The following is a 25,456-nucleotide window of genomic DNA, read 5'->3' as shown; positions in this document are numbered from 1 at the left end:
CGTGCCGGTCGACGACGACCTCTGGTCGGCGATCGGGGACCCAACCCGTCGGCGGATGCTCGACCTGCTGCTGAGCGAGGGCGGCGGGACGGCGACCAGCCTGAGCGAGCGCCTGCCGGTGACGCGTCAGGCCGTGGCCAAGCACCTCGTCGTGCTCGACCGGGTGGGGCTCGTGCACGCCACCGCCATCGGACGGGAGCGGCAGTTCCGCGTCGACCCCGAGCAGCTCGCCCGGGCCGCCGCCCAGCTCGCCGACGTCGGCGCGGCCTGGGACGCCCGCCTGCACCGCATCAAGCGCATGGCCGAGCAGATCCAGCGCCGCGCGCACGAGAACGGACAGCAGTCCACCGAGAAGGAGCAGTAGAGAGGACCACGGAGATGGCAGACATCCTGCACCGCGTCGGCGTCGAGCACTCCTCGCCCCAGCGGGTGTACGACGCGCTCACCACACTGGACGGCCTGTCCGGCTGGTGGGCCGAGAAGACCACCGGGGACACCGGACCCGGCGGCATCATCGAGTTCCGGTTCGGCCCCGGCGGGATCGACATGAAGGTCGACGAACTCGACCCGGGCAGGCTGGTCCGCTGGGAGGTCGTGGACGGCCCCGCGGAGTGGATCGGCACCCACGTGCAGTTCGACATCCGCCAGGACGGCGACTGGACCGTCGTGCTGTTCCGGCACGAGGGCTGGCGGGAGCCGGTCGAGTTCATGTCCCACTGCAGCACCAAGTGGGCCACGTACCTGGTCAGCCTCAAGCAGCTGCTGGAGACCGGGACGGGCGCGCCGGACCCGCGCGACCTGCTCATCAGCGACTGGCACTGATCGGGGGGACGTGCTGGGCTGGGCCGGTGACCGTCCCGCCCCAGCACAGCGGGCAGGCCTGGTGGACGCGAGCCGTCGTCTACCAGGTCTACCCGCGCTCGTTCGCCGACTCCGACGGCGACGGGATCGGCGACCTGGGCGGGATCCTGCAGCGGATCGACCACCTCGCCGACCTCGGCGTCGACGTCCTGTGGCTCTCGCCCATCTACGCCTCACCGCAGGCCGACAACGGGTACGACATCAGCGACTACCAGGCGATCGACCCGCTGTTCGGCACGCTCGAGCAGCTCGACGAGCTGATCGGGGCCCTGCACGCGCGCGGGATGAAGCTGCTGATGGACCTCGTCGTCAACCACACCAGCGACGAGCACCCCTGGTTCGCCGAGTCCCGGTCGTCCCCGACGTCGGCGAAGCGGGACTGGTACTGGTGGCGGCCGCCGCGGCCCGGTCTCGCGGCCGGCGAACCGGGCGCGGAGCCGACCAACTGGCAGTCGTTCTTCTCCGGCACGACGTGGGAGCTCGACGACGCCAGCGGCGAGTACTACCTGCACCTGTTCGACCGGAAGCAGCCCGACCTCAACTGGGAGAACCCCGAGGTCCGGCAGGCGGTCCACGCGATGATGCGGTGGTGGCTCGACCGCGGGGTCGACGGCTTCCGCATGGACGTGATCAACATGATCAGCAAGGACGTCGCGCCGGACGGGCACCTGCACGACGGGCCGCCGATCCCGGGGACGTCGCTGGGCGACGGGTCGGCGTCCTACCTCTGCGGACCGCGGATCCACGAGTTCCTGGCCGAGATGCACCGCGAGGTCTTCGCCGGCCGGGACGGAACGTTCCTCACCGTGGGCGAGATGCCGGGGGTGACGGTCGAGCAGGCACGCCTGTTCACCGACCCGGCGCGGGCCGAGGTGGACATGGTCTTCCAGTTCGAGCACGTCGGCCTGGACCACGGGACGTCGAAGTGGGACCTGAAGCCGCTGCGCATGCGCGACCTCAAGGCGTCGTTCGGGCGCTGGCAGGCCGGGCTTGCCGAGACCGGCTGGAACTCCCTCTACTGGGACAACCACGACCAGCCGCGCGCCGTCTCCCGGTTCGGCGACGACTCACCCCGCTACCGGCGGGACTCCGCGACCTGCCTGGCCACGCTGCTGCACCTGCACCGCGGAACGCCCTACGTGTACCAGGGCGAGGAGATCGGGATGGCGAACTTCCCGTTCACCTCGCTCGACCAGTTCCGGGACGTCGAGTCGCTCAACCACCACGTGCAGGCGGTGTCGGCGGGGGCGGACCCGGTCGAGGTGCTGACTGCGCTGCGGGCGATGAGCCGCGACAACGCCCGCACGCCGGTGCAGTGGGACGCCTCGCCGCACGCCGGGTTCACCACCGGGACGCCGTGGCTGCCGGTCAACCCCGACTCCGCCGAGTGGAACGCGGCGGCGCAGCGGGAGGACCCGACGTCGGTGCTCGCCCACTACCGGCGGCTGATCGCGCTGCGGCACTCCTCGGACGTCGTGGCGCTGGGCGACCTCACGATGCTGCTGCCCGACCACGACGAGGTGTACGCGTTCACCCGCCGCATGGGCGAGGACGAGCTGCTCGTCGTCTGCAACCTGTCGCGAACCACGTACCGGCTGGCCGACCTGCTGCCCGAGGCACCGGCCGCCGAGCTGGTGCTCGGCAACCTCCCCGACGACGACCCGGCCGAGCTGCGCCCCTGGGAGGCCCGCGTCCTGCGGCTCTCCTGACGCCCGAGCGGCATTGCCCCCTGGCGCGCCGTTCCGGCCCGCGGGATGTCCGCCGCACGGGCGATGCTTGACCCTCGACCCGGTCGAGGCCGGAGGTTCTGCTCGTGGAGGAGCGCATGCGGGGGATCGGCCAGCTGGCGCGCGAGAGCGGCCTGACGGTAAGCGCGCTGCGGTTCTACGACGGCGCCGGTGTGCTCGTGCCAGCGCACGTGGACCCGTGGACGAACTACCGCTGGTACAGCGACGAGCAGGTCGTCGTCGCCCGGCTCGTGGCCCGGCTGCGGCGGGTGGGTCTGCCGCTCGCCGAGATCAGCCGGGTGCTCGAGCACCGGCACGACCTCGCCGTCGTCGACGCCGTCCTGGAGGCGCACCTGCGGCGCCTCGAGGACGGGCTGGCCGACGCCCGTCGTGAGCTCTCCCGCGCCCGTTCCCTACTCGCACCGGAGAGCCCGATGACCTCGATCAGCACCACGACCACCGCCCTGCTCGACGCCATGCGCGCCGTCCGCTTCGCCGTCGGCACCGACCCCGAGCTCCCCATGCTCACCGGCGTCCTCGTCGACGCCGACGACGACGCCGTCCGCCTCGTGGCCACCGACCGCTACCGGCTGGTCGTGCGGACGCTGCCGGGGGCTTCCCTCGACGGCGGGCCGGTCAGCGCGATCGCCCCGGTCGCGCTGGTGGACGAGGCGCTGGCCACGTTCACCGGCGATGCCCCGCTCACGCTGGAGGTCGACGGCGACGACGTCGTCCTGACCGCCGGCGAGCGATCGGTGCGGGGGCGGCGGGTGGACGCCGACTACCCGGCCTACCGCTCGCTGATCCGGGAGCCGGGCAGCACGCAGGTGGAGCTCGACGTCGCCCGGTTCCGGGACGAGCTGGCGGCCGCACCCACCCGCCGGGTGCCGACCGGCCCCGACGGCGCCGAGGAGACAGCCACGGTGCTGACCCTGGGCGAGGTCGAGCTCGGCGTGAACCGCGAGTTCCTGCTGCAGGCCCTCGAGGCGGGGGAAGCCGGCCAGCTCCTGCTCGACCTCGACGGCCCGCTCGCGCCGCTCGCCCTCCGCGACCCCCAGCGGCCCGGCGACGTCAGCCTGCTGATGCCCATCCGGCTTACGGCAGGATGATCTTGCTCATCGGGGTCGTCGGGAGCGCGACGGCCCCGATGAGCGCACGCTGAGCGCGCCTGCGTCTGCATGCCGGGAAGAGCGCTCGCGATCCGGTCGGCCCGGCCAGCGTGACCGTGCGCTGGTCCACGTCATCTCGGCGGGATGAGGTGGACCAGCGCACGACCACGGTCAGGTCAGCGGGGATCGGGGCAGCAGGCGGTCGCTGATGATCCGCTTCTGGATCTCGCTGGTGCCCTCGAAGATCGTGGTCAGGCGGGCGTCGCGCCAGTGCCGCTCGACCTGGCGCTCGGTGGTGTAGCCGTTGCCGCCGTGCAGCTGCATGGCCTGGTTGGTCACCCGCACCGACATCTCGGTGGCCTCGAGCTTCACCATCGAGGCCTCCTTGTGCACCGGGAGGCCGAGGTCCAGCAGGTGCGCGACCTGCCGGTAGAACGCCCGCGACTGCTCGATCTGCGCGGCCATCTCGGCGATGTTGAACCGCAGCGCCTGGAAGTCGGCGATCGGGTGGCCGAACTGCTCGCGCTCCTGGAGGTAGCGGATCGAGTCCTCCAAGGCCGCCCGGGCCAGGCCGACCGCGCGGGCGGCGGTGTGCACGCGAGCGGTGTTGAGGAACTTCTGCGCCTCGGCGAACCCGGCCTGCTCGGCCGCCTTGCCCTCCTCGGCGCTCTCCTCCTGCGCGGCCTTGGCCTGGTCGATCACGTTCTCGCGCGGGATGCGGACGCCGTCGAACTGCAGGTCCCAGGTCAGGAAGCCGTGGTAGCCGATCTTGTCGATCGGGTGCCCGGTCAGGCCCTCGGGGAACTCGCCGCGCTTCTTCTCCAGCAGCAGGTTGATCAGCCCGGCGGAGCGGGACTCGCCCTCCTCCGGGTCCCGCTCGCGCACCAGCACCTGGATGAAGTCGGCCGCCTTGGCGTTGCCGCACCAGCGCTTGTGCCCGGTCACGACCCACTCGTCGCCGTCGAGGACGGCGCGGGTGGAGACCCCGGCGAGGTCGGAGCCGGCGTCGGGCTCGGACAGCGCGATCGCGCCGATCCACTCGCCGCGGGCGCTGCGGCCCATCAGCTCGTGCCGGCGGTCGGCGTCGAGCACGGCCGTCCCGAGGCCCTGGGAGCGGGCCAGGATGCTGGCCGTCGACATCCACGCGCGGGCCAGCTCCTCGCTGACCATGCAGTACTCGAAGACGCCGAGGCCGAGGCCGCCCTGCTCGGCGGGCACGGTGATGCCGAAGTAGCCGAGCTCGGCCAGCCGGGACAGCAGCGACGCCGGGATCTCGCCCTTCTGCGGGTCGAGCTCGTCGGCGACCGGGAGCACCTCGTCCATCGCGAACCGGCGGGCCTGCTCCTGGAGCTCCTCCCGCTCCGGGGTGTGCCACGGCGGGAGGAGGACCGGCGGCTGCGGCTCCCAGATCTCGTTCTCGGTCTGGCTGGCGCTCGACGTCATCGTCGGTCGCACCTCCTCGGTCGGCGGATGATCACGTACACCTTGGCGGGGAACCCTTCCCCCCGCACGCCGTCGTCACCCGTCGGGTGAGCAGCCTCACCGGGGGATCAGCCGGTGAGGCTGACGTTCAGCCGCGCCACAGCGCGGCTCGACGTCAGGTGGCGCGGCTCGAGCCGCGCGCCCGGGCCAGGCCGATGTAGTGCTCGACCAGCGAGGCGTCGTCGACCGTGCCGGTGTTGACCGCCTTGGCCGGGTCCACGCCCTGGAACAGCCGCTTGAGCGGCACCTCCAGCCGCTTGCCGGTGCGGGTGTGCGGCACCCCGGGGACGGCGAGCACCTCGTCGGGCACGTGCCGGGGCGAGGCCTGCTCCCGGATCGCGGCCTTCAGTCGGCCGACCAGCTCCTCGGTCAGCTCCTCCCCCGGCGCGAGCTGCACGAACAGCGGCATCCAGTAGCCGCCGTCGGCCAGCTCGACGCCGAGGACGACGCAGTCCACCACCTCGGGGAAGGACTCGACGGCGGCGTAGATGTCGGCGGTGCCCATGCGCACACCGCCGCGGTTGAGCGTGGAGTCCGACCGGCCGGTGATGATGCAGGTGCCGCGCTCGGTGATCTCCAGCCAGTCGCCGTGCCGCCACACCCCGGGCCACGGCTCGAAGTAGGCCGCGCGGTAGCGGGCGCCGTCAGGGTCGTTCCAGAAGTACAGCGGCATCGACGGCATCGGCTCGGTGACCACCAGCTCGCCCAGCTCGCCGACCACCGGTTCCCCGGCGTCGTTCCACGAGGCGACGGCGACGCCCAGGTTGGGCCGCTGCAGCTCACCCGCCGTCACCGGCAGCAGGGGGCTGGAGCCGATGAACCCGGTGGCGACGTCGGTGCCGCCGGAGGCCGAGGTCAGCTGCAGGTCGGTGCCGACCGCGTCGTAGACCCACTCGTAGGACGCGGCCGGCAGCGGCGAACCGGTGCAGCCGAGCACCCGCACCGAGGAGAGGTCGTGGGTCTCCCCCGGCCGGATGCCGGCCTTCTGGCAGGCGGCCAGGTACCCGGGGCTGGTGCCGAGGTGGGTGACGCCGATCTTCGCGGCGAGGGCGAACTGCGCGTCGACGGTCGGGTACGCCGGTGCGCCGTCGTGCACCACCGCGGTGGCGCCGGAGAGCAGCGAGGAGACCACGACGTTCCACATCATCCAGGCGGTCGAGGTGTACCAGTAGAAGCGGTCGCCGGGGTTCAGGTCGCTGTGCAGGGTGCCGGACTTCCGCTGCTCCAGCACCACCCCGCCGTGCCCGTGCACGATCCCCTTCGGCAGCCCGGTGGTGCCCGACGAGTAGAGGATCCACAGCGGGGCGTCGAACGGCGTGGGCTCGAAGACCGGCTCCTGCGCGTCGGCCACGGCCTCCGCCCACGGCAGCGCGCCGTCGGGCAGCTCGTCCGGGAAGAGCCTCGGGACGGCGACCGTCGTCCGCACGGTGGGCAGCGCGGCCCGCAGCTCGGCGACGACGTCCCGCCGGTCGTGCGACCGCCCGCCCCACCGGTAGCCGTCGACGGCGACGAGCACCGTGGGCTCGATCTGGGCGAACCGGTCGAGGACGGCGCGGGTGCCGAAGTCGGGCGCGCACGCCGACCACACCGCGCCGATCGAGGCCGCGCCCAGGAACGCGACGATCGCCTCGGGCACGTTGGGCAGGTACCCGACCACCCGGTCGCCGCGGCCCACGCCCAGCCCGCGCAGGGTGGCGGCGAAGGCGCCGACCTGGCCCCGCAGCGCCGCCCAGGAGATCTCCCGCGGGTCGCCGTCCTCTCCGACCGCGACGACCGCCGGGTAGGCGTCGGTCGCGTGCCGGAGCGCCTGCTCGGCGTAGTTGACCGTCGTGCCGGGGAACCAGACGGCGCCGGGCATGCGCCGGTCGGTGAGCACCTGCTGGTCCGGGACGTCGAGCACGCCGGTCCAGCGCGCGACGTCGCCCCAGAACTGGTCGAGGTGCTCGACCGACCAGCGCCACAGCGCGTCGTAGTCCGTCGGATCCCCGAAGGAGAGCCCGCGCCGTTCCTCCACCCAGCGGGCGAAGGCCGCCATCCGGGTGCCGCGGATGCTCTCCGGGGTCGGTCGCCACAGCTCGCGGGTGGTCTCGGTCACGTCCCGACCATGCCATCCTGTGCGCGCGCCGACCACGCCACCCGAGGAGGGCTCGTGCTGCCCGATCCCGACGACGAGCGGAACGTGCTCGGCGGCCCGCTCGAACCGTGCGGCACCGATCCGGTCACCGGCTTCTACCGCGACGGGCACTGCACCACGGGCCCGGAGGACCTCGGCCGCCACACCGTGTGCGCCGTCGTCTCCACCGAGTTCCTGGCGATGCAGCGGGAGCTGGGCAACGACCTCTCCACCCCGCGGCCGGAGTACGGCTTCCCCGGGCTGAAGCCGGGCGACCGCTGGTGCGTCGTCGCCACCCGGTGGCTGCAGGCCTACCAGGCGGGAGCGGCATCGGGGGTCGTGCTGGCGGCCACCAACGCGCGCTCGCTGGAGATCGTGCCGCTGGAGGCGCTGCGCCGGTACGCGGTCGACGTCCCCGACGACATCAGCGAGCTGGAATGAACGCCGGGCCACTTGTGCTGCCGCGGGCATGAGCGATCTCCTCGACGTGCCCGTGTCCACGCTGCAGGGCGAGCCGACGACGTTCGGCGCGCTCACCGGCGGCCGCCCGGCGCTGGTCGTCAACGTGGCCAGCAGGTGCGGGCTCACCCCGCAGTACACGGCGCTGGAGGCGCTGCACGAGGAGTACGGCCCGCGCGGGTTCACCGTCGTCGGCGTGCCGTGCAACCAGTTCATGGGCCAGGAGCCCGGCACCGCCGAGGAGATCGAGCAGTTCTGCTCGGCGACGTACGGCGTCACCTTCCCGATGACCGAGAAGGTGGAGGTCAACGGCGAGGCCGCGCATCCGCTGTTCCAGCAGCTCACCACCACGCCCGACCTCGACGGCGCCGCCGGTGACGTGCAGTGGAACTTCGAGAAGTGGGTGGTGTCCGGAACGGGCGACGTCGTGGCCCGCTTCCGGCCGCGCACGCTCCCCGATGCCCCCGAGGTCCGCGCCGCGATCGAGTCGGTGCTCCCGTGAGCGCTCCGGTGTCGACGACGGCCGACCTGCGCTTCTGGTTCGACCCGGTCTGCCCGTTCGCCTGGCTCACCGGCCAGTGGGTGCGCGAGGTCGCGGCGCAGCGGGAGTACGCCGTCGAGTGGCGGTTCATCTCGCTGCGGCTGCTCAACGCGCACATCGACTACGACACGCACTTCCCGCCCGAGTACGAGGCCGGCCACACCTCGGGGCTGCGGCTGCTGCGGGTGGCCGCCCGCGCGCGGGCCGAGCACGGCCCGCAGGCCGTGGGCCCGCTGTACGAGGCGCTCGGCGCCCGGATCCACGAGGTGGCGGCGCAGCGCGGGGACGAGACCCGCCGCGGCACGCGGGAGTTCGTCGAGCCGGCCCTCGTCGAGGCGGGGCTGCCGGCCGAGCTGGCCGCCGCGCTGGACGACACCGCCTGGGACGCGCAGATCCAGGCCGAGACGGACGAGGCGCTGGCCCTCACCGGCAAGGACGTCGGGACGCCGATCCTCCAGTTCCGCCCCCCGGACGGCCGAGGTCAGGGGGTCGCGTTCTTCAGTCCGGTCATCAGCCGGCTGCCCAGCGCGGACGAGGCCGTCGAGCTGTGGGACCACGTGGTCGGGCTGGCCTCGTTCCCGGGGTTCGCCGAGCTCAAGCGCAGCCTGCGCGAGCGCCCGCAGCTGCCCTCCTTCGGTGTGCAGACCGGCGAGAAGGGTGTCGAGGAGGACTGGCACGGCGGCAGCCGGCGCCAGAAGCGCTGAGCCCGACCCGGCTGCAGCGCCACCGCTCGTCCGGAGGACGCCACTGCCGCGGGCCGCACGACGCAGCTAAGGTAAGCCTTATCTGACCCACCGTCCGTCCCGGGAGCTGCTCGTGGCCACCACGGTCGACGTCCCGGCCCGGGACGCCGCACGCCCGCGCTCGATGCGCGCCCGGCGGCTGGCCACCCTCGCGCTCCTGCTCGCCCTGGTCGTCGCGGTCGCGGTCGCGAGCATCGCGATCGGGACCCGCTCGATCGGCCTGGGCGAGGTGTGGCGGGCGCTCGTCGACGGCGATCTCGGCACCGAGGAAGCGGTGATCGTCCGGCAGCTCCGGGTGCCGCGGACGGCGCTGGGCCTGCTGGTCGGGCTGGCGCTGGGCGTCGCCGGCACGCTCATGCAGGGCCACACCCGCAACCCGCTGGGCGACCCCGGCCTGCTGGGCATCACGGCGGGCGCGAGCCTCGCCGTCGTCCTCTCCATCTCCCTGCTCGGGCTGACCTCCCCGTCGGGCTACGTCTGGTTCGCCTTCGGCGGAGCGCTGGCCGGCACGGTGCTGGTCTACGCCATCGGTTCGGCCGGCCGCGGCGGCGCCACACCGCTCACCCTCGCCCTGGCCGGCGCCGCGCTCTCGGCGCTGCTCTACGCACTGGTGCGAGCGATCCTCGTCTCCGACGAGCAGACGCTGGACAGCTTCCGGTTCTGGGTGGTGGGCTCGCTCGCCGGCCGTGGCGGCGACATCGCCTGGCAGGTCGCGCCGTTCATCGCCCTGGGCCTGGTCCTCGCACTGGTCAACGCGCCCGCGCTGAACCTGCTCGGGCTGGGCGAGGACGTCGCCCGGGGGCTGGGCCAGCGCATCTGGCTCGCCCGGGTGGTCGGGCTGGCCGCGATCACGCTGCTCTGCGGCGCGGCCACCGCCGCCTGCGGCCCCATCTCCTTCGTCGGGCTCGTCGTGCCGCACGTGGTGCGGGCGCTGACCGGCCCCGACCACCGCTGGCTCGTGCCGTGCTCCGGGCTGCTGGGCGCCGCGCTGCTGCTGGGCGCGGACGTGCTCGGCCGCGTCGTCGCCCGGCCGGCCGAGCTGCAGGTCGGCATCGTGCTGGCCTTCATCGGCGCCCCGTTCTTCATCGGGCTCGTGCGCCGCACCCGGGCGGCCGGGCTGTGAGCGTCACCGCCTCGCCCCGCCCGGACCAGCGGCCCGTGCGCAGCGGCCGGACGGTGCGGATCGGCCCGGGATCGGCCTCGCTGCGCTGGCGCGACGTCGCCGTTCCCGTGGTGACCCTCGCCGCCCTGGTGCTGGTCTCCGCGGTGAGCATGGGCCGCGGCGACTTCCCGATCGGCGTCGGCGACGTGCTGCGCACCCTGGTCGGCCTCGGCGACGGTCCGCAGGAGTTCATCGTCCTCGAGCTGCGCGCGCCGCGGGTCGTCGTCGGCGTGCTGGTCGGGCTCGCGCTCGGCGTGGCCGGCGCGCTCTTCCAGACCTTCGCCCGCAACCCGCTGGCCTCCCCCGACACCCTGGGCCTCACCACCGGCGCCTCGGCCGGCGCGGTGGCGGCGATCGTGCTCACCGGCGGAACCTCCCCCGGTGCCGTCCTCGGTGGCCTGGGCATCCCGGCCGCCGCCCTCGTGGGTGCCCTGCTCGCGGGGCTGCTGCTGTTCCTGCTCACCTGGCGGGCGGGCATCGACGGGTTCCGGCTGGTGCTGGTGGGCATCGCGCTGTGGTCGGTCGGCAACGCGCTCATCGACTGGCTGCTCACCAACGCCGAGATCTACGACGCCGCCTCCGCCTACGTCTGGATCACCGGCTCACTCAACGCCCGCACCTGGGACCACGCCGTTCCGCTCGCGACCGCCCTCGCCGTCCTGCTCCCGCTCTCCCTGGCCGCGAGCCGGACGCTGGGCGCTCTGCAGTTCGGCGACAACACCGCCCGCGGGCTGGGCGTGCGGTTGGCGGGTGCGCAGACCGCCGTCGTCCTGCTGGCCGTCGGGCTGGTCGCCTTCGCGGTCTCCGGCGCGGGGCCGATCGCGTTCGTGGCGCTGATCGTCCCGCAGATCGCGGTCCGGCTGACCGGGGGCTCCCGCCCGCCGCTGCTGGCCTCGGGGCTGATGGGGGCGCTGCTGGTCGTCGGCTCCGACCTCGTCACCCGCACCGTGCTGCCCGAGGCGCTGCCGGTCGGCATCCTCACCGCCGCCATCGGCGCGCCCTACCTGCTCTGGCTCCTGGTCCGCGGAAGGCGGCGATCCACCCTGTGACCATCGAGACCGATCTCGCGCCGACGGCCGCCCCCACCGGACGGGTGCGCCTGGCCGCCGAGCACGTGCGGCTGGCCTACGACGAGCGCGTCGTCGTCGACGACCTGGACCTCGAGCTCACCGAGGGCTCGTTCACCGCGATCGTCGGCCCGAACGGCTGCGGCAAGTCCACGCTGCTGCGGGCGCTCGGCCGGCTGCTGCGCCCCAGCGCTGGGCAGGTGCTGCTCGACGGCCGGGCCATCGCCCGGACGCCCACCCGCGAGGTCGCCCAGGTGCTCGGCCTGCTCCCCCAGACGCCGATCGCACCGGAGGGGCTGACCGTCGGCGACCTCGTCGCCCGGGGCCGGCACCCCCACCAGAGCTGGCTGCGCCAGTGGTCGCGGGACGACGAGGCCGTCGTCGCCGAAGCGCTGTCCTGGACCGACATGGCCGACCTCGCCGACCGGCCGGTCGACGCTCTCTCCGGCGGGCAGCGGCAGCGGGCCTGGATCTCGATGGCGCTGGCCCAGGGCACCGACCTGCTGCTGCTCGACGAGCCGACCACCTACCTCGACCTCTCGCACCAGATCGACGTCCTGGAGCTGGTCGGCCGGCTGCACGCCGAGCGCGGCCGCACCGTCGTCGTCGTCCTGCACGACCTGAACCTCGCCGCGCGGTACGCCCAGCGGCTGGTGGCCATGAAGGACGGCGCGCTGGTCGCCTCGGGCAGCCCGCACGAGGTGCTCACCGAGCAGCTGCTGGCCGACGTGTTCGATCTCGAGGCGCGGGTCGTGCCCGACCCGGTGACGGGGACGCCGATGGTCGTCCCGGTGCGCCGCCTGCGCTGACCCCCCGGGGCACCCGGAGGGCACGGTTCCGTCACGTCGACCGGGACCCGCTGGACAGCTGTCGGTTAGGGCAGGCTAACCTTCGCTCGACCGGGGATGATCATGCATCCCCTCACCCGAGGGAGTTCCGTTGCAGCGCACCACTCGCCGCCTTCTCGGCGGCCTCCTGGCCCTGGGCCTGACCGCCGGCGTGAGCGCCTGCGGCAGCGACGACGACGACAAGGGCGGCAGCAGCGCCGCCGAGGGCGGCTGGGAGTTCACCGACGACATCGGCCAGACCGTGAAGCTCCCGGAGGCGCCCGAGCGCGTCGCCGGCCTGAACGACCTCACCGCCTCGCTGTGGAACTACGGCATCGCGCCGGTCGCCACCTTCGGCCAGACCTCCGCCGAGGAGGACGTCGCCTTCGAGGGCCGCGACCTCGGCGACGTCGCCATCGTCGGCACCTCCTACGGCGAGATCGACCTGGAGGCCCTCGCCGCCGCCGACCCCGACGTCATCGTCACCACGATCTACCCGACCGACTCCTCCGGCGAGATCCCCGAGGGCACCGCCGGCTACGGCTTCAACGACATGGCGCAGGAGGAGCAGGTCGCCGAGATCGCGCCGGTCATCCACATCGCCTACACCGGCTCGGCCGCCGACGTCATCGAGCGGGTCGTCGACCTGGCCGCCGCTCTCGGCGTCGACACGGAGGGCGGCGAGGTCGCCGAGGCCCGCGCCGACTTCGAGGCCGCCTCGGAGAAGCTGACGGAGGCCGCTGCCGGCGGCATCAGCGTGCTGCCGGTGTACGCCACCCAGGCCGACGGCTGGTGGATGGCCAAGGCCGACGACGACCCGGCGCTGAAGCTCTACAAGGACCTCGGCGTCAACTTCGTCGACCCGGGCGGCGACGGCTACTTCTGGAACTCCGTCGGCTGGGAAGAGGTGCCCAACCACCCCAGCGACGTGCTGCTCTACTCGCTCCGCTTCAGCATGAGCCCCGAGGAGATCGCCGCGCAGCCCACGGCCGCGCTGCTGCCCGCCGTCCAGAACGGCCAGCTGCACCCGTGGAAGTACATCGGCCCGGACTACGTCGCCCAGGCCGCGTACATGGAGGAGCTGGCCGGCTACCTGACCAGCTCGAAGGACGTCACCGCCTGACGCGGTCAGACCCGGGCCCCGGTCCCGCTGTCAGCTCGACAGCGGGACCGGGGTCTCCGGCATCAGCGGCGCCGCCGAGGCGGCCCGGGCCGTCTGCGCCAGCGCGATGCCGGTGAGGACGACGACGCCGCCGGCCACCTGCCAGCCGGTCAGGACCTGCTCGACCCACAGCCACGCGACCACCGAGGCGAACACCGGCTCCACGGTCGCGACGAGCCCCGCGGTCGTCGGCGGCAGGTGCGGCAGCGCGGCGATGGACAGCCAGAACGGCGCCACCGCGCCCAGCACCACGATCCACGCCACCAGCAGCCACAGCGGCGCGGTCACCTCACCCAGCGACACCGGCACCGACTCCGCGAGCACCCCCGCGTCGAACGCCCACCACGGCGCGGCGACGGCCCAGAACAGCGCCGCGGCCACGAAGCTCCAGCAGGTCAGCGTGACGGGGTCACGACCGACGGTGCCGCGCTCCCCCACCAGGTAGTAGGTGGCCAGGCAGAGGGCCGCCGCCAGCGCGGCCGCCACACCGACCGCGTCGAGCGAACCGCCGCCCTGCCACACCTGTGCGACCAGCACCAGTCCCGAGAGGGAGAGCAGCAGCGCCACCCACAGCAGGCTGCGCACGGCCTCCCGCCGCACCAGCCACACGTACAGCGCGATGAACACCGGTGCGGTCATCTCGAAGACCAGCGCGATCCCGACGGGCAGCCGGCCGATCGCCACGTAGTAGAGGAACTGCGTCAGCGCGACGCCGACGACGCCGAAGACCGCCAGCAGCGGCAGCTCCCGGCGCCGGACGCGCAGCCGGGACGGCGAGAGAGCAGCGAGCGCCACGACCAGCACGAGCGCCGCTCCGGTGCAGCGCAGGGCGGTCAGCCGCGTCGGCGGGATGCCGGCCTCCAGCGCCAGCGTGGACACCGTGCCGTTGATCCCGAACAGCCCGGCCGAGGCGAGCGTGAAGACATATCCGAGGGCGGGCCGGGGGCTGCGGGACACCGCCGCACGGTAGCGGGCGTACAGCTCGGAGACGCCTACCTCCCAGCCCGGAGCGGTAGAACGGGAGGAGCCCATCGGGAGGAGGACCCGTGCCGCACCGACCACCGTGGTCCGACCGGCGCCGGCGCACGCTGCTCGTGCTGGCGCTGGGGATCGTGCTCGGCGGCCTCGGCGCCGTCGGCCTCCCCGCGCAGTACGGGGTGGGCGCGGGGATCCTGGCCGCGCTGTGCGCCTTCCTGCTGGGAGCGGCGATCGTGGTGTTCCTCGCGGTGCCGGGCCCCGGAACCGCGGGCGTGCTGGCCCGGTCGGCGCCGGTGGCCGGTTCGGCGTTCGTCGTCGCCGTCCTGCTGGTGCTGTCGAACTCCGCCGAGCTGCGCTGGGTCTGGACGCTGGTGGCCGTCGCCGCGGGGGCTGGACGGCCTACGCGGTGTGGGAGACCCGGCGCACCGAGGGCTGAGCGGTCGGTCAGACTGCCGGGCATGGAGCTGCCCTCCGCCCTCTACCTGCCCGACGGCGACCCGACCGGCACGAGCTTCACCGCCACCGCGCTGACCATCGGCCCGTGGGACGTCGGCCTCCAGCACGCCGGCCCTCCGGCGGCGCTGCTGCTGCGCGAGGTGGAGCGCGCCGGCGGCATCGAGGGCGGCCAGGCGGTGCGGCTGGCCTACGACATCTTCGGCCCGGTCCCGGTGGGCCCGGTGCGCCTGCGCAGCTCCGTCGTCCGCCCGGGACGGCGGGTGGAGCTGGTCGAGTCGGTGCTCGACGCCGGGGACGGCCGGCCGCTGATGCGCCTGTCCGCGTGGCGGATGCGGGTGCGCGACGGCGCCGAGGCGACCGAGCAGCCGCACCCGTGCCCGCGCGGCCCCGAGCGGAGCCGGCCGGAGACGGCGGCGTTCTTCACCACCGACGTCGCCTACCACCGCGCGCTGGACTGGCGGTTCGCCGAGGGCACCTTCAACGCCGCGGGGCCCGCCACCGCGTGGACCCGTCCGGAGTGCGAGCTGGTCGCCGGCGAGCCGATGACCCCGCTGCAGCACCTGCTGGTGATGACCGACGCGGCCAGCGGCATCTCGGCCACCCTGGACTGGACGGAGGCGACGTTCGCCAACGTCGACCTGACCCTGGCCCTGCACCGCCCGCCGCGCGGCGAGTGGCTGGGGATGGCCGCCACCACCGTGCTGGGCGGCACCGGCGCGGCCCAGTGCTCCGCGGTCCTGTTCGACGCCGACGGCGCGGTGGGCCGGTCGACCCAGTCGCTGTTCGTGGAGCCGCGCGCGGCGGAGTGATCCATCTCGCCCGGAACCCGGCGATCCGGCTGGCACGGTCCGGCCGCCGTCGGGGAGGGTGGAGGGGTCGCCTTCCCCCGACGATCGGAGTGCTGCACCCGTGGACGCGTTCGACGACCTGCTGGACTGGCTGTCCGGGAGGGGCCTCGAGGTCGTGCTCATCATCCTGGGCTCGGTCCTGCTGGCCCGGTTCGTCTCCTGGGCCGGCAACCGGATCACCGACCGGATCGACCGCAACGCGACCGGCGGCGACGCCCTGGTGCGCTCGGAGGCGGCCAAGCACCGGCACTCGCTCACCCAGGTGCTGCAGTGGGCCGCGATCGTGCTCATCTACTCGATCGCGGTCTTCTTCGTGCTCGACCGGCTCGGCGTCCCGGTGACCGGCCTGGTCGCGCCGGCCACGGTGCTCGGCGTCGGGCTGGGCTTCGGCGCGCAGCGGATCGTGGGGGACGTGCTCGCCGGCTTCTTCATCATCACCGAGCGGCAGTACGGCTTCGGCGACGTCGTCTCCATCCAGGTGGTGGGCGGCGGGGACCCGGCCACCGGGACCGTCGAGGACGTGACCCTGCGGGTCACCCGCGTCCGCTCGCCCAACGGCGAGGTGGTGACGGTGCCGAACGGGCAGATCGTCAAGGTCGTGAACCTGTCGCGCGACTGGGCGCGGGCGGTCGTCGACGTGCCGGTCCCGTCGACGGTGGACGTCAACCGGGTGAACGAGATCCTCCGCGAGGTGGGCCGCGAGGCGTTCCGCGACCCGGGGATGCGCCCGCTGCTGCTGGACCCGCCGACCGTCATGGGCGTGGAGACGCTCGGCCTGGACGAGGTGAACGTGCGGGTGGTCGCCCGCACCCTGCCGGGCAAGCAGTTCGAGGTGGGCCGCGACCTGCGGGCCCGCGTGGTGCTGGCCTTCCGCGCCCAGGGCGTGCAGGTGCCTGCCCCCACGGCGCACGACGGCGACGCCGCGACGAAGGTCCAGGAGAGCGCCCGATGAGCGCGCCGGAGCAGGACGCCGGCGGCCGGCACGCCGAGGAGGTCGCGAAGCCCACGGTCAGCACCGCGCCCGCGGCCCCGCCCACGCACCGCTGGTGGTCCGCCATCCCGTCGCACCTGGGCCGGGCCCGCACCTCGACGGTCGTGCTCGCCGTCCTCTTCGTGGGGATCTTCTTCCTCTACCTCGAGGTGAAGCCGCCGGTCGAGGGTTCGGTCACGGAGGAGACCGGCGTCGACCAGCCGGTGGTGCCGGCACCGAGCACGACCACCCCGCCGTCGACCACCGAGCCCGAGCCCACGACCGAGGAGGAGGACGAGAGCCCGACCAGCACTCCCCCTCCGACCCGGACCTCGGCGCCCACGAGCGAGCCGGAGCCCTCGATCGAGCCGGAGCTGCCCACCACGACGACGAGCACCGACGCGCCCGGCGGCGCCACCGCACCGACGACGGTCAGCCCGCCCGGCTGAGCTCCCGCGTCCACTCCGCGGGACGCATGTTTCACGTGGGACAACCTCCCCTCTATGATCGCCCTGGCTCACGAGAGGCAGCGACAAGCACCTGGCTTGCTGCCCGGCAACCTCTACTCCGTCTGAGGTGCTCCCAGGGGAAGAGCCGGCCGATCGGCGCCCGCCGACCGGCAAGGACGGAGTTCCTGCGCGCCGCGGGCTCTCCGCGAGCGAAGAGGAGACGGCGCATGACCGACCCGCAGAGCTGGAGCTTCGAGACCCGGCAGATCCACGCCGGCACGAGCCCCGACCCGACGACCGGCGCCCGCGCGCTGCCGATCTACGCCACGACGGCGTACCAGTTCCGCGACAGCCAGCACGCCGCGGACCTGTTCTCGCTCGCCGAGCTGGGCAACATCTACACGCGGATCATGAACCCGACGCAGGACGCGCTGGAGCAGCGCGTGGCCTCTCTCGAGGGCGGTGTGGCCGCGCTCGCGGTGGCCAGCGGCCAGTCGGCGACGACGCTGGCGATCCTCAACATCGCCGAGGCCGGTGACCACGTCGTCGCCTCCGCCTCGCTCTACGGCGGCACGTACAACCTGCTGCACCACTCGCTGCCCAAGCTCGGGATCACCGTCTCCTTCGTCGAGGACCCGGACGACCCGGAGGCCTGGCAGGCCCTGGTCCGGGACAACACCAAGGCGTTCTTCGGCGAGACCATCGGCAACCCCAAGGGCGACATCCTCGACATCGAGCAGGTCGCGGCCGTCGCGCACCGCAACGGCGTCCCGCTGATCGTCGACAACACCATCGCGACGCCGTTCCTGATCCGGCCGCTGGAGTTCGGCGCGGACGTCGTCGTCCACTCGGCGACGAAGTACCTCGGCGGCCACGGCACCGCGATCGCCGGCATCATCGTCGACGGCGGCTCGTTCGACTGGGGCAGCGGGAAGTTCCCCGGCTTCACCGTCCCGGACCCGACCTACCACGGCGTCGTCTACACGGACCTCGGTGCGCCCGCCTACGCACTCAAGGCCCGGGTGCAGCTGCTGCGCGACCTCGGCCCGGCCATCTCGCCGTTCAACGCCTTCCTGGTGGTGCAGGGGATCGAGACACTGTCGCTGCGCATGGAGCGGCACGTGCAGAACGCCACCCGCGTCGCGCAGTTCCTCGAGGCGCACGACGCGGTCGACCGGGTGAACTACCCGGCGCTGGAGTCCTCCCCCTGGCACGCGGCACAGCAGAAGTACGCGCCGCGGGGTGCCGGTGCGGTGCTCACCTTCGAGCTGCACGGCGGGCGCGAGGCCGGGCAGAAGTTCGTCGAGGCCCTCGAGCTGCACAGCCACGTGGCCAACATCGGCGACGTGCGCAGCCTGGTCATCCACCCCGCGTCGACGACGCACTCGCAGCTCACCCCGGAGGAGCAGCTGACCACCGGCGTCACGCCGGGGCTGGTGCGCCTGGCCGTCGGCCTGGAGGGCATCGAGGACATCCTCGCCGACCTCGAGGCGGGCTTCCGCGCGGCCAAGTCCGCCTAGGTACGGGGAGCGCTGAGCAGGTGGCCGGGTGGGCCGAGGGCGATCCGGCGGGCGACCGCCGGTTCCTCGACCTGCCCGGCCCGCTCGCCCTCGAGCGGGGCGGGGAGCTGCCCGCGGTGCGGGTGGCCTACGAGACCTGGGGAACGCTCGAACCCGACGGCGGGAACGCCGTGCTGGTCGAGCACGCGCTCACCGGGGACAGCCACGTGGTGGGCGATGCCGGCCCCGGCCATCCGACCGCCGGGTGGTGGAGCGGCATCGTCGGCCCCGGCGCGCCGCTGGACACCGACCGCTGGTTCGTCGTCTGCGCCAACGTGCTCGGCGGCTGCCAGGGCACGACCGGCCCGTCCTCCGCGGCACCGGACGGGCGCCCGTGGGGGTCCCGGTTCCCCGAGATCACCGTCGGCGACCAGGTGCGGGTGGAGTCGGCGCTGGCCGATGCGCTCGGGGTCGACCGGTGGGCGTGCGTCGTCGGCGGGTCGATGGGCGGCATGCGGGCGCTGGAGTGGGCGGTCGCCGAGCCGGAGCGCGTGGACGCGCTGTTCTTCCTCGCCTCGGCCGCCGTCGCCTCCGCCGACCAGATCGGCACCCAGACCACGCAGCAGGCCGCCATCCGCGCCGACCCGGCCGATCCTCCGGTCGCCGGGCTCGGGGTGGCCCGCCGGATCGCACACCTCACCTACCGCAGCGGGCTGGAGCTCGAGGCGCGGTTCGGCAGCTCCGTGCAGGAGGACGGGCGCTACGCCGTCGCCTCCTACCTCGACCACCACGCGGAGAAGCTGGCCGCCCGGTTCGACGCCGGCAGCTACCTGGTGCTCACCGAGGCCATGAACAGCTGGGACGTCGGCCGGCACCGCGGTGGCGTGGAGGCGGCGCTGGGCCGGGTCACCGCCCGGGCCCTCGTCGCGGGCGTGGACACCGACCGGCTCTACCCGCCGGAGCAGCAGCAGCGGGTCGCCGACGCCCTCGGCGTCCCCCTGCGGCTGATCTCCTCCCCCTACGGCCACGACGGCTTCCTGATCGAGACGGCCACGGTGGGCGGGCTGATCCGCGAGCTGCTGGGGGCCTGACCCGGCTCAGCCCCGGTCGGAGGGCTCCAGGAACTCGAGGCGGTTGCCGAAGGGGTCGGCGGCGTAGAAGCGGTCGTGGCCGGGGAAGTCATCGTCCCAGGTGACCGGGTGACCGGCGCGCTCGAGCACCCCCGCCAGCTCCCGCAGCCCCGAGACCAGCAGGCCCGGGTGCGCCTTCTCCGCCGGCACGAACGGGTCCTCGACGCCCAGGTGCACCTCCAGGCCCCCGCCGCGGAACCAGCAGCCGCCCCGCGCCGCGAGCACCGGCGGCTTCTCCAGCTCGGTCATCCCCAGGACGTCGCGCCAGAAGGCCCGGCAGGCGTCCTCCCCGCCGGGCGGGATGGCCAGCTGGACGTGGTGCAGGGGCAGGAGCTCGAACGCGGCCGGGGAGGCGTCGGGCACGGGGTTCTCTCCTCGCTGACGCAGGATGCGCCGATGGCGGTCGACCTTCCGGTCGATGGCAGACAGGTTCTCGACGAGCAGTGCCACGCGACGGCGCACGTCGGCACGGTGCTGCAGGAGCACGGCCAGCCGGCCGGCCCGACCCGTCTCCCCCTGCATCCGCAGTTCGGCGAACCGGCGCATCGTGGCGATGGGCATGCCGGTGGCCCGGAGGCGGAGCAGGAAGGACAGCCGGTCCAGGTCCACCTGCCGGTAGCGCCGCTGCCCGCCCCCGTTGCGGGCGACCGGGGGCAGCAGCCCTTCCCGCTCGTAGTAGCGGAGCGTGTCGGCGGAGAGGCCCGTCCGAGCCGTCACCACGGCGAGCGGCATCTCCTCGTCGTCATCCATCGCCGGTGACGCTAGGACGTGGAGCGCGCTCCAGGTCAAGGGGGCGCAGGCAGACTGCCCCCGTGGACGACGACCTCCTCGCGCTCCGGGCCGCCTGCACCCGCTCCCTGACCGGCCACGGGGAGTGGCGCGCGGACACGCTGCTGGCCGGTGTCCCCGCCGACACCGCGCCCGACCGGTACGGCGCCGGGGGTGTTGTCACCGAGCTGGAGGCGGAGGTCGCCGGGTCCCTGGGCCTGCCCGCCGCCGTGTACCTGCCCAGCGGGGTCATGGCCCAGCAGGCGGCGCTGAGGGTGCACGCCGACCGGCGGGCGCGCCGCACGGTCGTCTGCCACCCCGAGAGCCACCTCATCCGGCACGAGGAGCAGGCGTTCGAGCGGTTGCACGCCATGGTGCTGCGCCCGGTCGGCGACCGGTACCGGCTGCTGCTCCGCGCCGACCTCGATGCCGTCGCCGAGCACCCCGCCGCGCTGCTGGTGGAGCTGCCGCAGCGCGACCTGGGCGGGCAGCTGCCGCCCTGGGCCGATCTGGTCGAGCAGACGACCTGGGCACGGCAGCGCGGGGCGGCCGCCCACCTCGACGGCGCCCGGCTGTGGGAGGCGTCGGCCGGCTACGACCGCACACCCGCCGAGATCGCCGGGCTGTTCGACACCGTGTACGTCAGCTTCTACAAGGGGCTGGGCGCGCTGGCCGGCTGCTGCCTGGCCGGCCCGGAGGACGTCGTCGCCGAGGTCCGCGAGTGGCGGCGTCGGCTGGGCGGCACCCTCTTCGGCATGTGGCCGGGCGCGGCCTCGGCACTGGGCTGCCTGCGCCGCCGGCTGCCGCTCATGCCCGCCTACCTGGACCGCGCCCGCGAGATCGCGGGCGCGGTGCGCGACCTGCCCGGCGTCACCGTCGTCCCGGACCCGCCGCAGACGCCGATGCTGCACCTGCTGCTGCGCACCCCGCCCGAGTCCTTCGCGGCCGCCGCCCGTGGACTGGCCGCCCACGAGGGCCTCTGGACCTGGCCGCAGCCGATGCGCACCGGCGACCCGGGCGTGGTGCGGGTCGAGCTGCCGGTGGGCGACGCGACGCTGGCGCTGACCGTGCAGGAGATCCGCGCGGCCGTCGCGGCACTGGCGGGCTAGAGGCGCCGCACCTGCCGCGCCGAGTCGAGCCGGCCGGTGTAGCTGATCGCGTTGCCCTGGATGTGCAGCTGGTCGTCGTCGGTCGCCTCTCGGAGCACCTTGGCCGGCACGCCGGCGATCAGGGAGCGGGGCGGGAACACCTTGCCCTGGGTGACCACCGCGCCCGCCGCGATGATCGACCCCGAGCCGATGTGCGCGCCGTTCATGACGATGCTGCCCATGCCGACCAGGACGTCGTCGTCGATGCGGCAGCCGTGCAGGACCACGCGGTGGCCGACGGACACCCGCTCCCCCACGAGCAGCGGGAACCCCGGGTCGGAGTGCAGGGCGCAGCCGTCCTGGATGTTGGAGTCGGCGCCGATCGAGATCGCCTCGGCGTCGGCCCGGGCGACCGCGCCGTACCAGATGCTCGAGCGCGGCCCCATCGTCACGGCGCCCACCACGACCGCCGTGGGCGCGACGAACGCCGAGTCGGCGATCTGGGGGCTGCCGGAGTCCAGGGCACCGATGAAGCTGTCCACGGCGACCTTCCTACCGGATCAGGGGACGACCTCGGCGAGCGCACGCGGGATCTCCGCCGGCAGCTCGCGGGCCAGGAAACCGACCCGACCCACCGACGACGCCAGCCGCTCCCCTGCCCGGCCGTGCAGCCAGGCCGCCCACACCGCCGCCTGGGCGGGTTCGGCGCCCCGGGCGAGCAGTCCGCCGGTGATGCCCGCACGGACGTCACCGGAGCCGGACACCCCCAGCCCGGCGTTGCCGCTCTCGTCCTGCCACGTGCGGCCGTCGGGGGTGGCGATCCACGACGTCGTCCCGCCCATCCCCACCACGGCCCGTGCCCGCTCGGCGAGGGAAGCCGTGGCCCGCGCGGGATCGGCGTCGACCTCGTCGTCCTCGACGTGCAGGGCGATCGCCAGCTCGGTCGGGTTCGGGGTCAGGACGGCGCGTCCGTCGAGGTGGTGCAGGCATGCGGGGTCCGCCGTGACGGCGGCCAGCCCGAGGGCGTCGAGGGCCACGGGGCCGGCCAGGTGCGGGAGCAACCGTTCGCCGAACGCCCGGGCCGCCTCCTGGTCGGTCATCCCCGGTCCGATGAGCACGGCACCGGCCGACCCGGCCAGTTCCTGGACGTCGTCGGCGGCGTCCGGGTGGATCACTCCGCCGTCGGTCTCGGGCAGGCCGCGGACCAGCGCCTCGGGCAGCGCCGCGGCGGCGAAGGGGGCGAGCGAGGCCACGGTGGCCACCTGCAGCTTGCCCGCACCCGCCCGCATCGCTGCCTCGGCCGCGAGCAGCACCGCGCCGAGGGTCTCCGTGCTGCCCCCGATGACGAGGATCGAGCCGCGGGTGTTCTTGTCGCCGCCCGGCTCGGGCAGCGGCCAGTGGCGCAGCACCTCGGGCGTGACGAGCGTGGGGTCAGGCCGACCGCGCGGCATCGGGCTCCTCGGTGATGTCCTCGTCGGCGGCGACCAGGTGGTCGACGGCGTTGAACTCGGCGAGCACGAGCTCGCCCGCGTCGCTCCGCTCGTAGCGGGTGAGCGAGGCGTTGGCGACCTGCTCCGCCCGGTCGACGGCCAGGAGCTCCTGCTCGGTCAGCCCCTCCAGGACGTAGCGGAACACCATGATCACTGCCTGGTGGGCCACGACCAACAGCCGCTCGCCGTCGTGCCGGAGCGCCTCGGTCGCCAGCAGGCTGCGCAGTCGCAGCGCGACGTCCGCCCAGCTCTCCCCGCCCGGCGGGCGGTAGTAGAACTTCCCGAGCAGGTCGCGCCGGCGCGCCTCGTCGGGGAACTGCTCCCGGATCCCGGCCCCGGTCATCCCGTCGAAGGCGCCGAAGTCGCGCTCGCGCAGCCGCTCGTCGGTACGCACCGGGACGCCGAGGTCCGCGGTGGCCAGCTGCGCGGTCGTCAGCGCCCGGGCGAACGGCGAGCTGAGGGCGACGGTCGGGCGACGGTCCTCGGGCAGGCTGCTGAGACGGCGACCGAGCGCCACGGCCTGCGCCCGGCCGGTGGCCGACAGCGGGACGTCGGGGTCGCGGACGTCGAGCTCCAGCCGGCCCGCCCCGGCGAGCTGCGCCTGGGCGTCGGCGAGGTTGCCCGTGCTCTCGCCGTGCCGGACCAACCACAGCACGGAGGGCCCCGGGGCACGATCACTCACCCGGACGCCGGTAGCCGCGCGCGGGGACGGCCAAACCGTCGGACCCCGAGCGGATGATCACCGGCGTGACCGAGCCCACGGACCTGCCCGTCCTCGCGTTCGCCGACCAGGCCGCCCTGGAGACCTGGCTGGAGGAGCACCACGCCACCGCGCCCGGCCTGTACGTGAAGATCGCGAAGAAGGGCACGGGCGTGCCCTCGGTCGACTGGGCCGGGATGGTCGAGGTGCTGCTCTGCTTCGGATGGATCGACGGCCGGGCGAACCGGATCGACGACTCCTGGTACGTCCAGCGGATCACGCCCCGGCGGCCGCGCAGCGTGTGGTCGCTGAAGAACGTGCAGACCGCCACCCGGCTGATCGAGGAGGGCCGGATGCGACCGGCGGGCCGGGCTGCCGTCGAGGCCGCCAAGGCCGACGGTCGCTGGGACCGTGCCTACGCCGGGCCGGCGACGATCACCGTGCCGGAGGATCTCGCGGCCGCCCTCGACGCGGCCCCCGTGGCACGGACGGCGTTCGAGGCACTCACCAGCGGTGAGCGCTACTCCGTGCTGTGGCGCGTGCAGACCGCAGCGACCCCCGCCACCCGGGCGAGGCGGATCGCCGCGGCCGTGCAGGAGCTGACCGAGCGGGCGGGCCGGCTCAGCCGGTGAGGCGCACCCCGAAGCGGAAGCCGTTCTGGTCGACCGTGGTGACCGACAGCGGCGTCCCGTAGGTGCGGGCGTGCACGATCATGCCGTCGCCGATGTACAGCGCCACGTGGCTGATGGGCGTGTAGTAGAAGACCAGGTCGCCCGGCTGGAGCTCGCTGCGGGAGACCTGCCGGCCGATGGTCGACTGGGCCCGGCTGCTGCGCGGGAGGGTGACCCCGGCTGCGGCATAGGCGTAGGAGGTCAGGCCGGAGCAGTCGAAGGCGTTCGGGCCGGAGGCGCCGGCGCGGTAGGGCGAGCCGACCTTGGACAGCGCCACCTGGATCGCGGTGGCCGCGGCGCCGTTGGGGGCGACCGGGAGGGACGACGCCGACGGCGCGGCCAGCTTCGGGCCGGCGACGAGGGTGGAGAGCCGGTCCTGCTCGGCGGCGGAGAGCCGGGCGAAGTCCGACTGGTACTGCTCGGCCTGCCGCTCCACCTCCGCCTTCTGCTTCTCCAGCTCGGCGAGGCTCGCCTGCGCGGTGGCGGTCGCCTGGTCGGCGGCGGCCTGGGCCTGCTCGGCGGCCGACCGGGCGGCGGCGACCTCGGCGACGAGGCTGTTGGTGTGGGCGGCGATCACGTCCAGCGTGGTCATCTGCTGCACGAGGTCGTCGGCGGAGTCGCTGGTCAGGAAGGCCGCGACCCGCGACTCCTGTTTGCGGAAGCTGCTCTGGGCGATGGCGCGGATCTGCGGCTCGTGCACGGCGAGGGCATCGCGGGCGGCCTGTGCGGCTGCGGCGGCGGTGGCGGCCTCGGCCTGGAGACGGGCGACGGTGAGCTCGCCCTCGTGCACCTGCTCGTCGATCACGGTCAGCCGCTGAGCCGTCTCCTGCAGCAGCCGGGTCGCCTCGGCGGCGGAGCCGGGGGCGGCACCGGCCGGGGTGGGCGCGAGCACACCGGCCGCGCCGGCGACGAGCGCTGCTCCGAGCGCCATGACGACGCGCGAGCGGCGACGCGTGGTCGTACGCAGCGACTGCACCGTGTGGCCTCCGATCACCCGCGCCGGGCCCGGGGAAGGGGCCGCAACTATGCGCGTCAGCACGGACGGTAGGGAGACCGTGTCGACATGTAGTGGTCGGCGCGCCCAACGCAAGCCCTGCGGTGATCTCTCCCGTCACACGGGTCCCACGAGACGACCGGCACCCCGCACGGAACGGGG

26 protein-coding genes and 1 riboswitch are annotated in these 25,456 nt (G+C 74.0%); of the genes, 18 read left to right on the top strand and 8 right to left on the bottom strand.

Annotated features, from left to right (window positions below; all coding sequences use genetic code 11):
* Position 1 precedes the first annotated feature (1 nt).
* The 4 genes from DQ237_RS05280 to DQ237_RS05265 all read left to right on the top strand — a co-directional run bounded on the left by DQ237_RS05280 (position 2) and on the right by DQ237_RS05265 (position 3,697).
* Positions 2-364 carry a winged helix-turn-helix domain-containing protein gene (locus DQ237_RS05280; RefSeq protein WP_113797889.1) on the top strand — a complete coding sequence of 121 codons (363 nt, stop codon included), beginning with the start codon at positions 2-4 and terminating at the stop codon, positions 362-364.
* 14 nt (positions 365-378) lie between these two features.
* Entirely contained in the window at positions 379-822 is a 444-nt protein-coding gene (locus tag DQ237_RS05275) for an SRPBCC domain-containing protein (protein ID WP_113797887.1), read from the top strand.
* A gap of 26 nt (positions 823-848) precedes the next feature.
* Positions 849-2,570, top strand: a complete 1,722-nt coding sequence (locus DQ237_RS05270; RefSeq protein WP_113797884.1) for an alpha-glucosidase — start codon at positions 849-851, stop codon at positions 2,568-2,570.
* 104 nt (positions 2,571-2,674) lie between these two features.
* Complete coding sequence (locus DQ237_RS05265; RefSeq protein ID WP_205730081.1) at positions 2,675-3,697, top strand: MerR family transcriptional regulator; 1,023 nt, start codon at positions 2,675-2,677, stop codon at positions 3,695-3,697.
* A gap of 171 nt (positions 3,698-3,868) precedes the next feature.
* Here DQ237_RS05265 and DQ237_RS05260 read toward each other — a convergent pair whose 3' ends face one another.
* Positions 3,869-5,140: an acyl-CoA dehydrogenase family protein gene (locus tag DQ237_RS05260; RefSeq protein ID WP_113797882.1), complete on the bottom strand. Its 1,272-nt coding sequence runs from the start codon at positions 5,138-5,140 to the stop codon at positions 3,869-3,871.
* Positions 5,141-5,294: 154 nt separating this feature from the next.
* Positions 5,295-7,274, bottom strand: coding sequence for an acetoacetate--CoA ligase (locus DQ237_RS05255; protein ID WP_113797880.1), 1,980 nt, complete (start codon positions 7,272-7,274; stop codon positions 5,295-5,297).
* Positions 7,275-7,328: 54 nt separating this feature from the next.
* Between DQ237_RS05255 and DQ237_RS05250 the strand changes: the two genes are divergently transcribed.
* From DQ237_RS05250 to DQ237_RS05220, 7 genes are all read left to right on the top strand, one after another.
* Entirely contained in the window at positions 7,329-7,733 is a 405-nt protein-coding gene (locus DQ237_RS05250; RefSeq protein WP_113797878.1) for a DUF2237 family protein, read from the top strand.
* Positions 7,734-7,761: 28 nt separating this feature from the next.
* Entirely contained in the window at positions 7,762-8,253 is a 492-nt protein-coding gene (locus tag DQ237_RS05245; RefSeq protein ID WP_113797876.1) for a glutathione peroxidase, read from the top strand.
* On the top strand, positions 8,250-8,996 hold the full coding sequence (locus tag DQ237_RS05240; protein ID WP_113797874.1) for a hypothetical protein: 747 nt from the start codon (positions 8,250-8,252) through the stop codon (positions 8,994-8,996). The genes DQ237_RS05245 and DQ237_RS05240 overlap by 4 nt, the downstream gene beginning before the upstream one ends.
* A 112-nt stretch (positions 8,997-9,108) precedes the next feature.
* Complete coding sequence (locus DQ237_RS05235) at positions 9,109-10,158, top strand: iron ABC transporter permease (RefSeq protein WP_240619427.1); 1,050 nt, start codon at positions 9,109-9,111, stop codon at positions 10,156-10,158.
* Positions 10,155-11,246 carry an iron chelate uptake ABC transporter family permease subunit gene (locus tag DQ237_RS05230; RefSeq protein WP_113797872.1) on the top strand — a complete coding sequence of 364 codons (1,092 nt, stop codon included), beginning with the start codon at positions 10,155-10,157 and terminating at the stop codon, positions 11,244-11,246. The genes DQ237_RS05235 and DQ237_RS05230 overlap by 4 nt, the downstream gene beginning before the upstream one ends.
* Complete coding sequence (locus DQ237_RS05225; protein WP_113797870.1) at positions 11,243-12,073, top strand: ABC transporter ATP-binding protein; 831 nt, start codon at positions 11,243-11,245, stop codon at positions 12,071-12,073. Before DQ237_RS05230 ends, DQ237_RS05225 begins: the two co-directional genes overlap by 4 nt.
* A gap of 130 nt (positions 12,074-12,203) precedes the next feature.
* Positions 12,204-13,214 (top strand): ABC transporter substrate-binding protein, encoded by a 1,011-nt coding sequence (locus DQ237_RS05220; protein ID WP_113797868.1) that lies wholly within the window; start codon positions 12,204-12,206, stop codon positions 13,212-13,214.
* Positions 13,215-13,244: 30 nt separating this feature from the next.
* Here DQ237_RS05220 and DQ237_RS05215 read toward each other — a convergent pair whose 3' ends face one another.
* The gene (locus DQ237_RS05215) at positions 13,245-14,210 is read right to left on the bottom strand and encodes a DMT family transporter (protein ID WP_240619426.1); all 966 of its coding nucleotides are present in this window, start codon (positions 14,208-14,210) and stop codon (positions 13,245-13,247) included.
* An 89-nt stretch (positions 14,211-14,299) separates the two neighbouring features.
* On the opposite strand from DQ237_RS05215, the gene DQ237_RS05210 reads away from it, so the two are divergent.
* From DQ237_RS05210 to DQ237_RS05190, 5 genes are all read left to right on the top strand, one after another.
* On the top strand, positions 14,300-15,496 hold the full coding sequence (locus DQ237_RS05210) for a thioesterase family protein (RefSeq protein ID WP_240619425.1): 1,197 nt from the start codon (positions 14,300-14,302) through the stop codon (positions 15,494-15,496).
* A gap of 100 nt (positions 15,497-15,596) precedes the next feature.
* A complete protein-coding gene (locus DQ237_RS05205; RefSeq protein WP_113797864.1) occupies positions 15,597-16,487 on the top strand; it encodes a mechanosensitive ion channel family protein in 891 nt (296 codons plus the stop codon).
* Positions 16,484-16,954 (top strand): hypothetical protein, encoded by a 471-nt coding sequence (locus DQ237_RS05200; protein ID WP_113797862.1) that lies wholly within the window; start codon positions 16,484-16,486, stop codon positions 16,952-16,954. Before DQ237_RS05205 ends, DQ237_RS05200 begins: the two co-directional genes overlap by 4 nt.
* A 66-nt stretch (positions 16,955-17,020) precedes the next feature.
* Positions 17,021-17,137, top strand: a riboswitch (SAM riboswitch).
* A gap of 44 nt (positions 17,138-17,181) precedes the next feature.
* Complete coding sequence (locus tag DQ237_RS05195) at positions 17,182-18,474, top strand: bifunctional o-acetylhomoserine/o-acetylserine sulfhydrylase (RefSeq protein ID WP_113797860.1); 1,293 nt, start codon at positions 17,182-17,184, stop codon at positions 18,472-18,474.
* 20 nt (positions 18,475-18,494) lie between these two features.
* Positions 18,495-19,544: a homoserine O-acetyltransferase gene (locus DQ237_RS05190; RefSeq protein WP_113797858.1), complete on the top strand. Its 1,050-nt coding sequence runs from the start codon at positions 18,495-18,497 to the stop codon at positions 19,542-19,544.
* A 6-nt stretch (positions 19,545-19,550) separates the two neighbouring features.
* Here DQ237_RS05190 and DQ237_RS19885 read toward each other — a convergent pair whose 3' ends face one another.
* Positions 19,551-20,333 carry a MerR family transcriptional regulator gene (locus tag DQ237_RS19885; protein WP_113797856.1) on the bottom strand — a complete coding sequence of 261 codons (783 nt, stop codon included), beginning with the start codon at positions 20,331-20,333 and terminating at the stop codon, positions 19,551-19,553.
* Positions 20,334-20,395: 62 nt separating this feature from the next.
* On the opposite strand from DQ237_RS19885, the gene DQ237_RS05180 reads away from it, so the two are divergent.
* Positions 20,396-21,460 carry a low specificity L-threonine aldolase gene (locus DQ237_RS05180; protein WP_113797854.1) on the top strand — a complete coding sequence of 355 codons (1,065 nt, stop codon included), beginning with the start codon at positions 20,396-20,398 and terminating at the stop codon, positions 21,458-21,460.
* Here the strand turns inward: DQ237_RS05180 and DQ237_RS05175 are convergent.
* Genes DQ237_RS05175 through DQ237_RS05165 form a run of 3 tightly spaced genes read right to left on the bottom strand, consistent with a single transcriptional unit; the run spans position 21,457 to position 23,611 of the window.
* Positions 21,457-21,981 (bottom strand): gamma carbonic anhydrase family protein, encoded by a 525-nt coding sequence (locus DQ237_RS05175; protein WP_113797852.1) that lies wholly within the window; start codon positions 21,979-21,981, stop codon positions 21,457-21,459. The genes DQ237_RS05180 and DQ237_RS05175 overlap by 4 nt on opposite strands.
* An 18-nt stretch (positions 21,982-21,999) precedes the next feature.
* Entirely contained in the window at positions 22,000-22,890 is an 891-nt protein-coding gene (locus DQ237_RS05170) for an NAD(P)H-hydrate dehydratase (protein ID WP_113797850.1), read from the bottom strand.
* Entirely contained in the window at positions 22,871-23,611 is a 741-nt protein-coding gene (locus tag DQ237_RS05165) for a histidine phosphatase family protein (RefSeq protein WP_113797848.1), read from the bottom strand. Before DQ237_RS05165 ends, DQ237_RS05170 begins: the two co-directional genes overlap by 20 nt.
* Before the next feature lie 65 nt (positions 23,612-23,676).
* Here DQ237_RS05165 and DQ237_RS05160 point away from each other — a divergent pair, with 65 nt between their 5' ends.
* The gene (locus DQ237_RS05160) at positions 23,677-24,261 is read left to right on the top strand and encodes a YdeI family protein (protein ID WP_240619424.1); all 585 of its coding nucleotides are present in this window, start codon (positions 23,677-23,679) and stop codon (positions 24,259-24,261) included.
* On the opposite strand, the gene DQ237_RS05155 is transcribed toward DQ237_RS05160, so the two are convergent.
* Entirely contained in the window at positions 24,251-25,276 is a 1,026-nt protein-coding gene (locus DQ237_RS05155) for a C40 family peptidase (RefSeq protein WP_113797844.1), read from the bottom strand. The two genes, DQ237_RS05160 and DQ237_RS05155, sit on opposite strands and share 11 nt — an antisense overlap.
* Between the last annotated feature and the right edge of the window lie 180 nt (positions 25,277-25,456).

The organism is Blastococcus sp. TF02-8 (genome assembly GCF_003319175.1).
Lineage (GTDB): Bacteria > Actinomycetota > Actinomycetes > Mycobacteriales > Geodermatophilaceae > Blastococcus.
The sequence above is the reverse complement of the archived record's forward strand: the minus strand, read 5'-3'. Positions and strand labels throughout refer to the sequence as shown.

Coding starts and splice junctions, on each gene's coding strand:
- DQ237_RS05275 (WP_113797887.1), top strand. CDS start 379: ATGGCAGACATCCTGCACCGCGTCGGCGTCGAGCACTCCTCGCCCCAG.
- DQ237_RS05260 (WP_113797882.1), bottom strand. CDS start 5,140: ATGACGTCGAGCGCCAGCCAGACCGAGAACGAGATCTGGGAGCCGCAG.
- DQ237_RS05245 (WP_113797876.1), top strand. CDS start 7,762: ATGAGCGATCTCCTCGACGTGCCCGTGTCCACGCTGCAGGGCGAGCCG.
- DQ237_RS05200 (WP_113797862.1), top strand. CDS start 16,484: ATGAGCGCGCCGGAGCAGGACGCCGGCGGCCGGCACGCCGAGGAGGTC.
- DQ237_RS05195 (WP_113797860.1), top strand. CDS start 17,182: ATGACCGACCCGCAGAGCTGGAGCTTCGAGACCCGGCAGATCCACGCC.
- DQ237_RS19885 (WP_113797856.1), bottom strand. CDS start 20,333: ATGGATGACGACGAGGAGATGCCGCTCGCCGTGGTGACGGCTCGGACG.
- DQ237_RS05170 (WP_113797850.1), bottom strand. CDS start 22,890: ATGCCGCGCGGTCGGCCTGACCCCACGCTCGTCACGCCCGAGGTGCTG.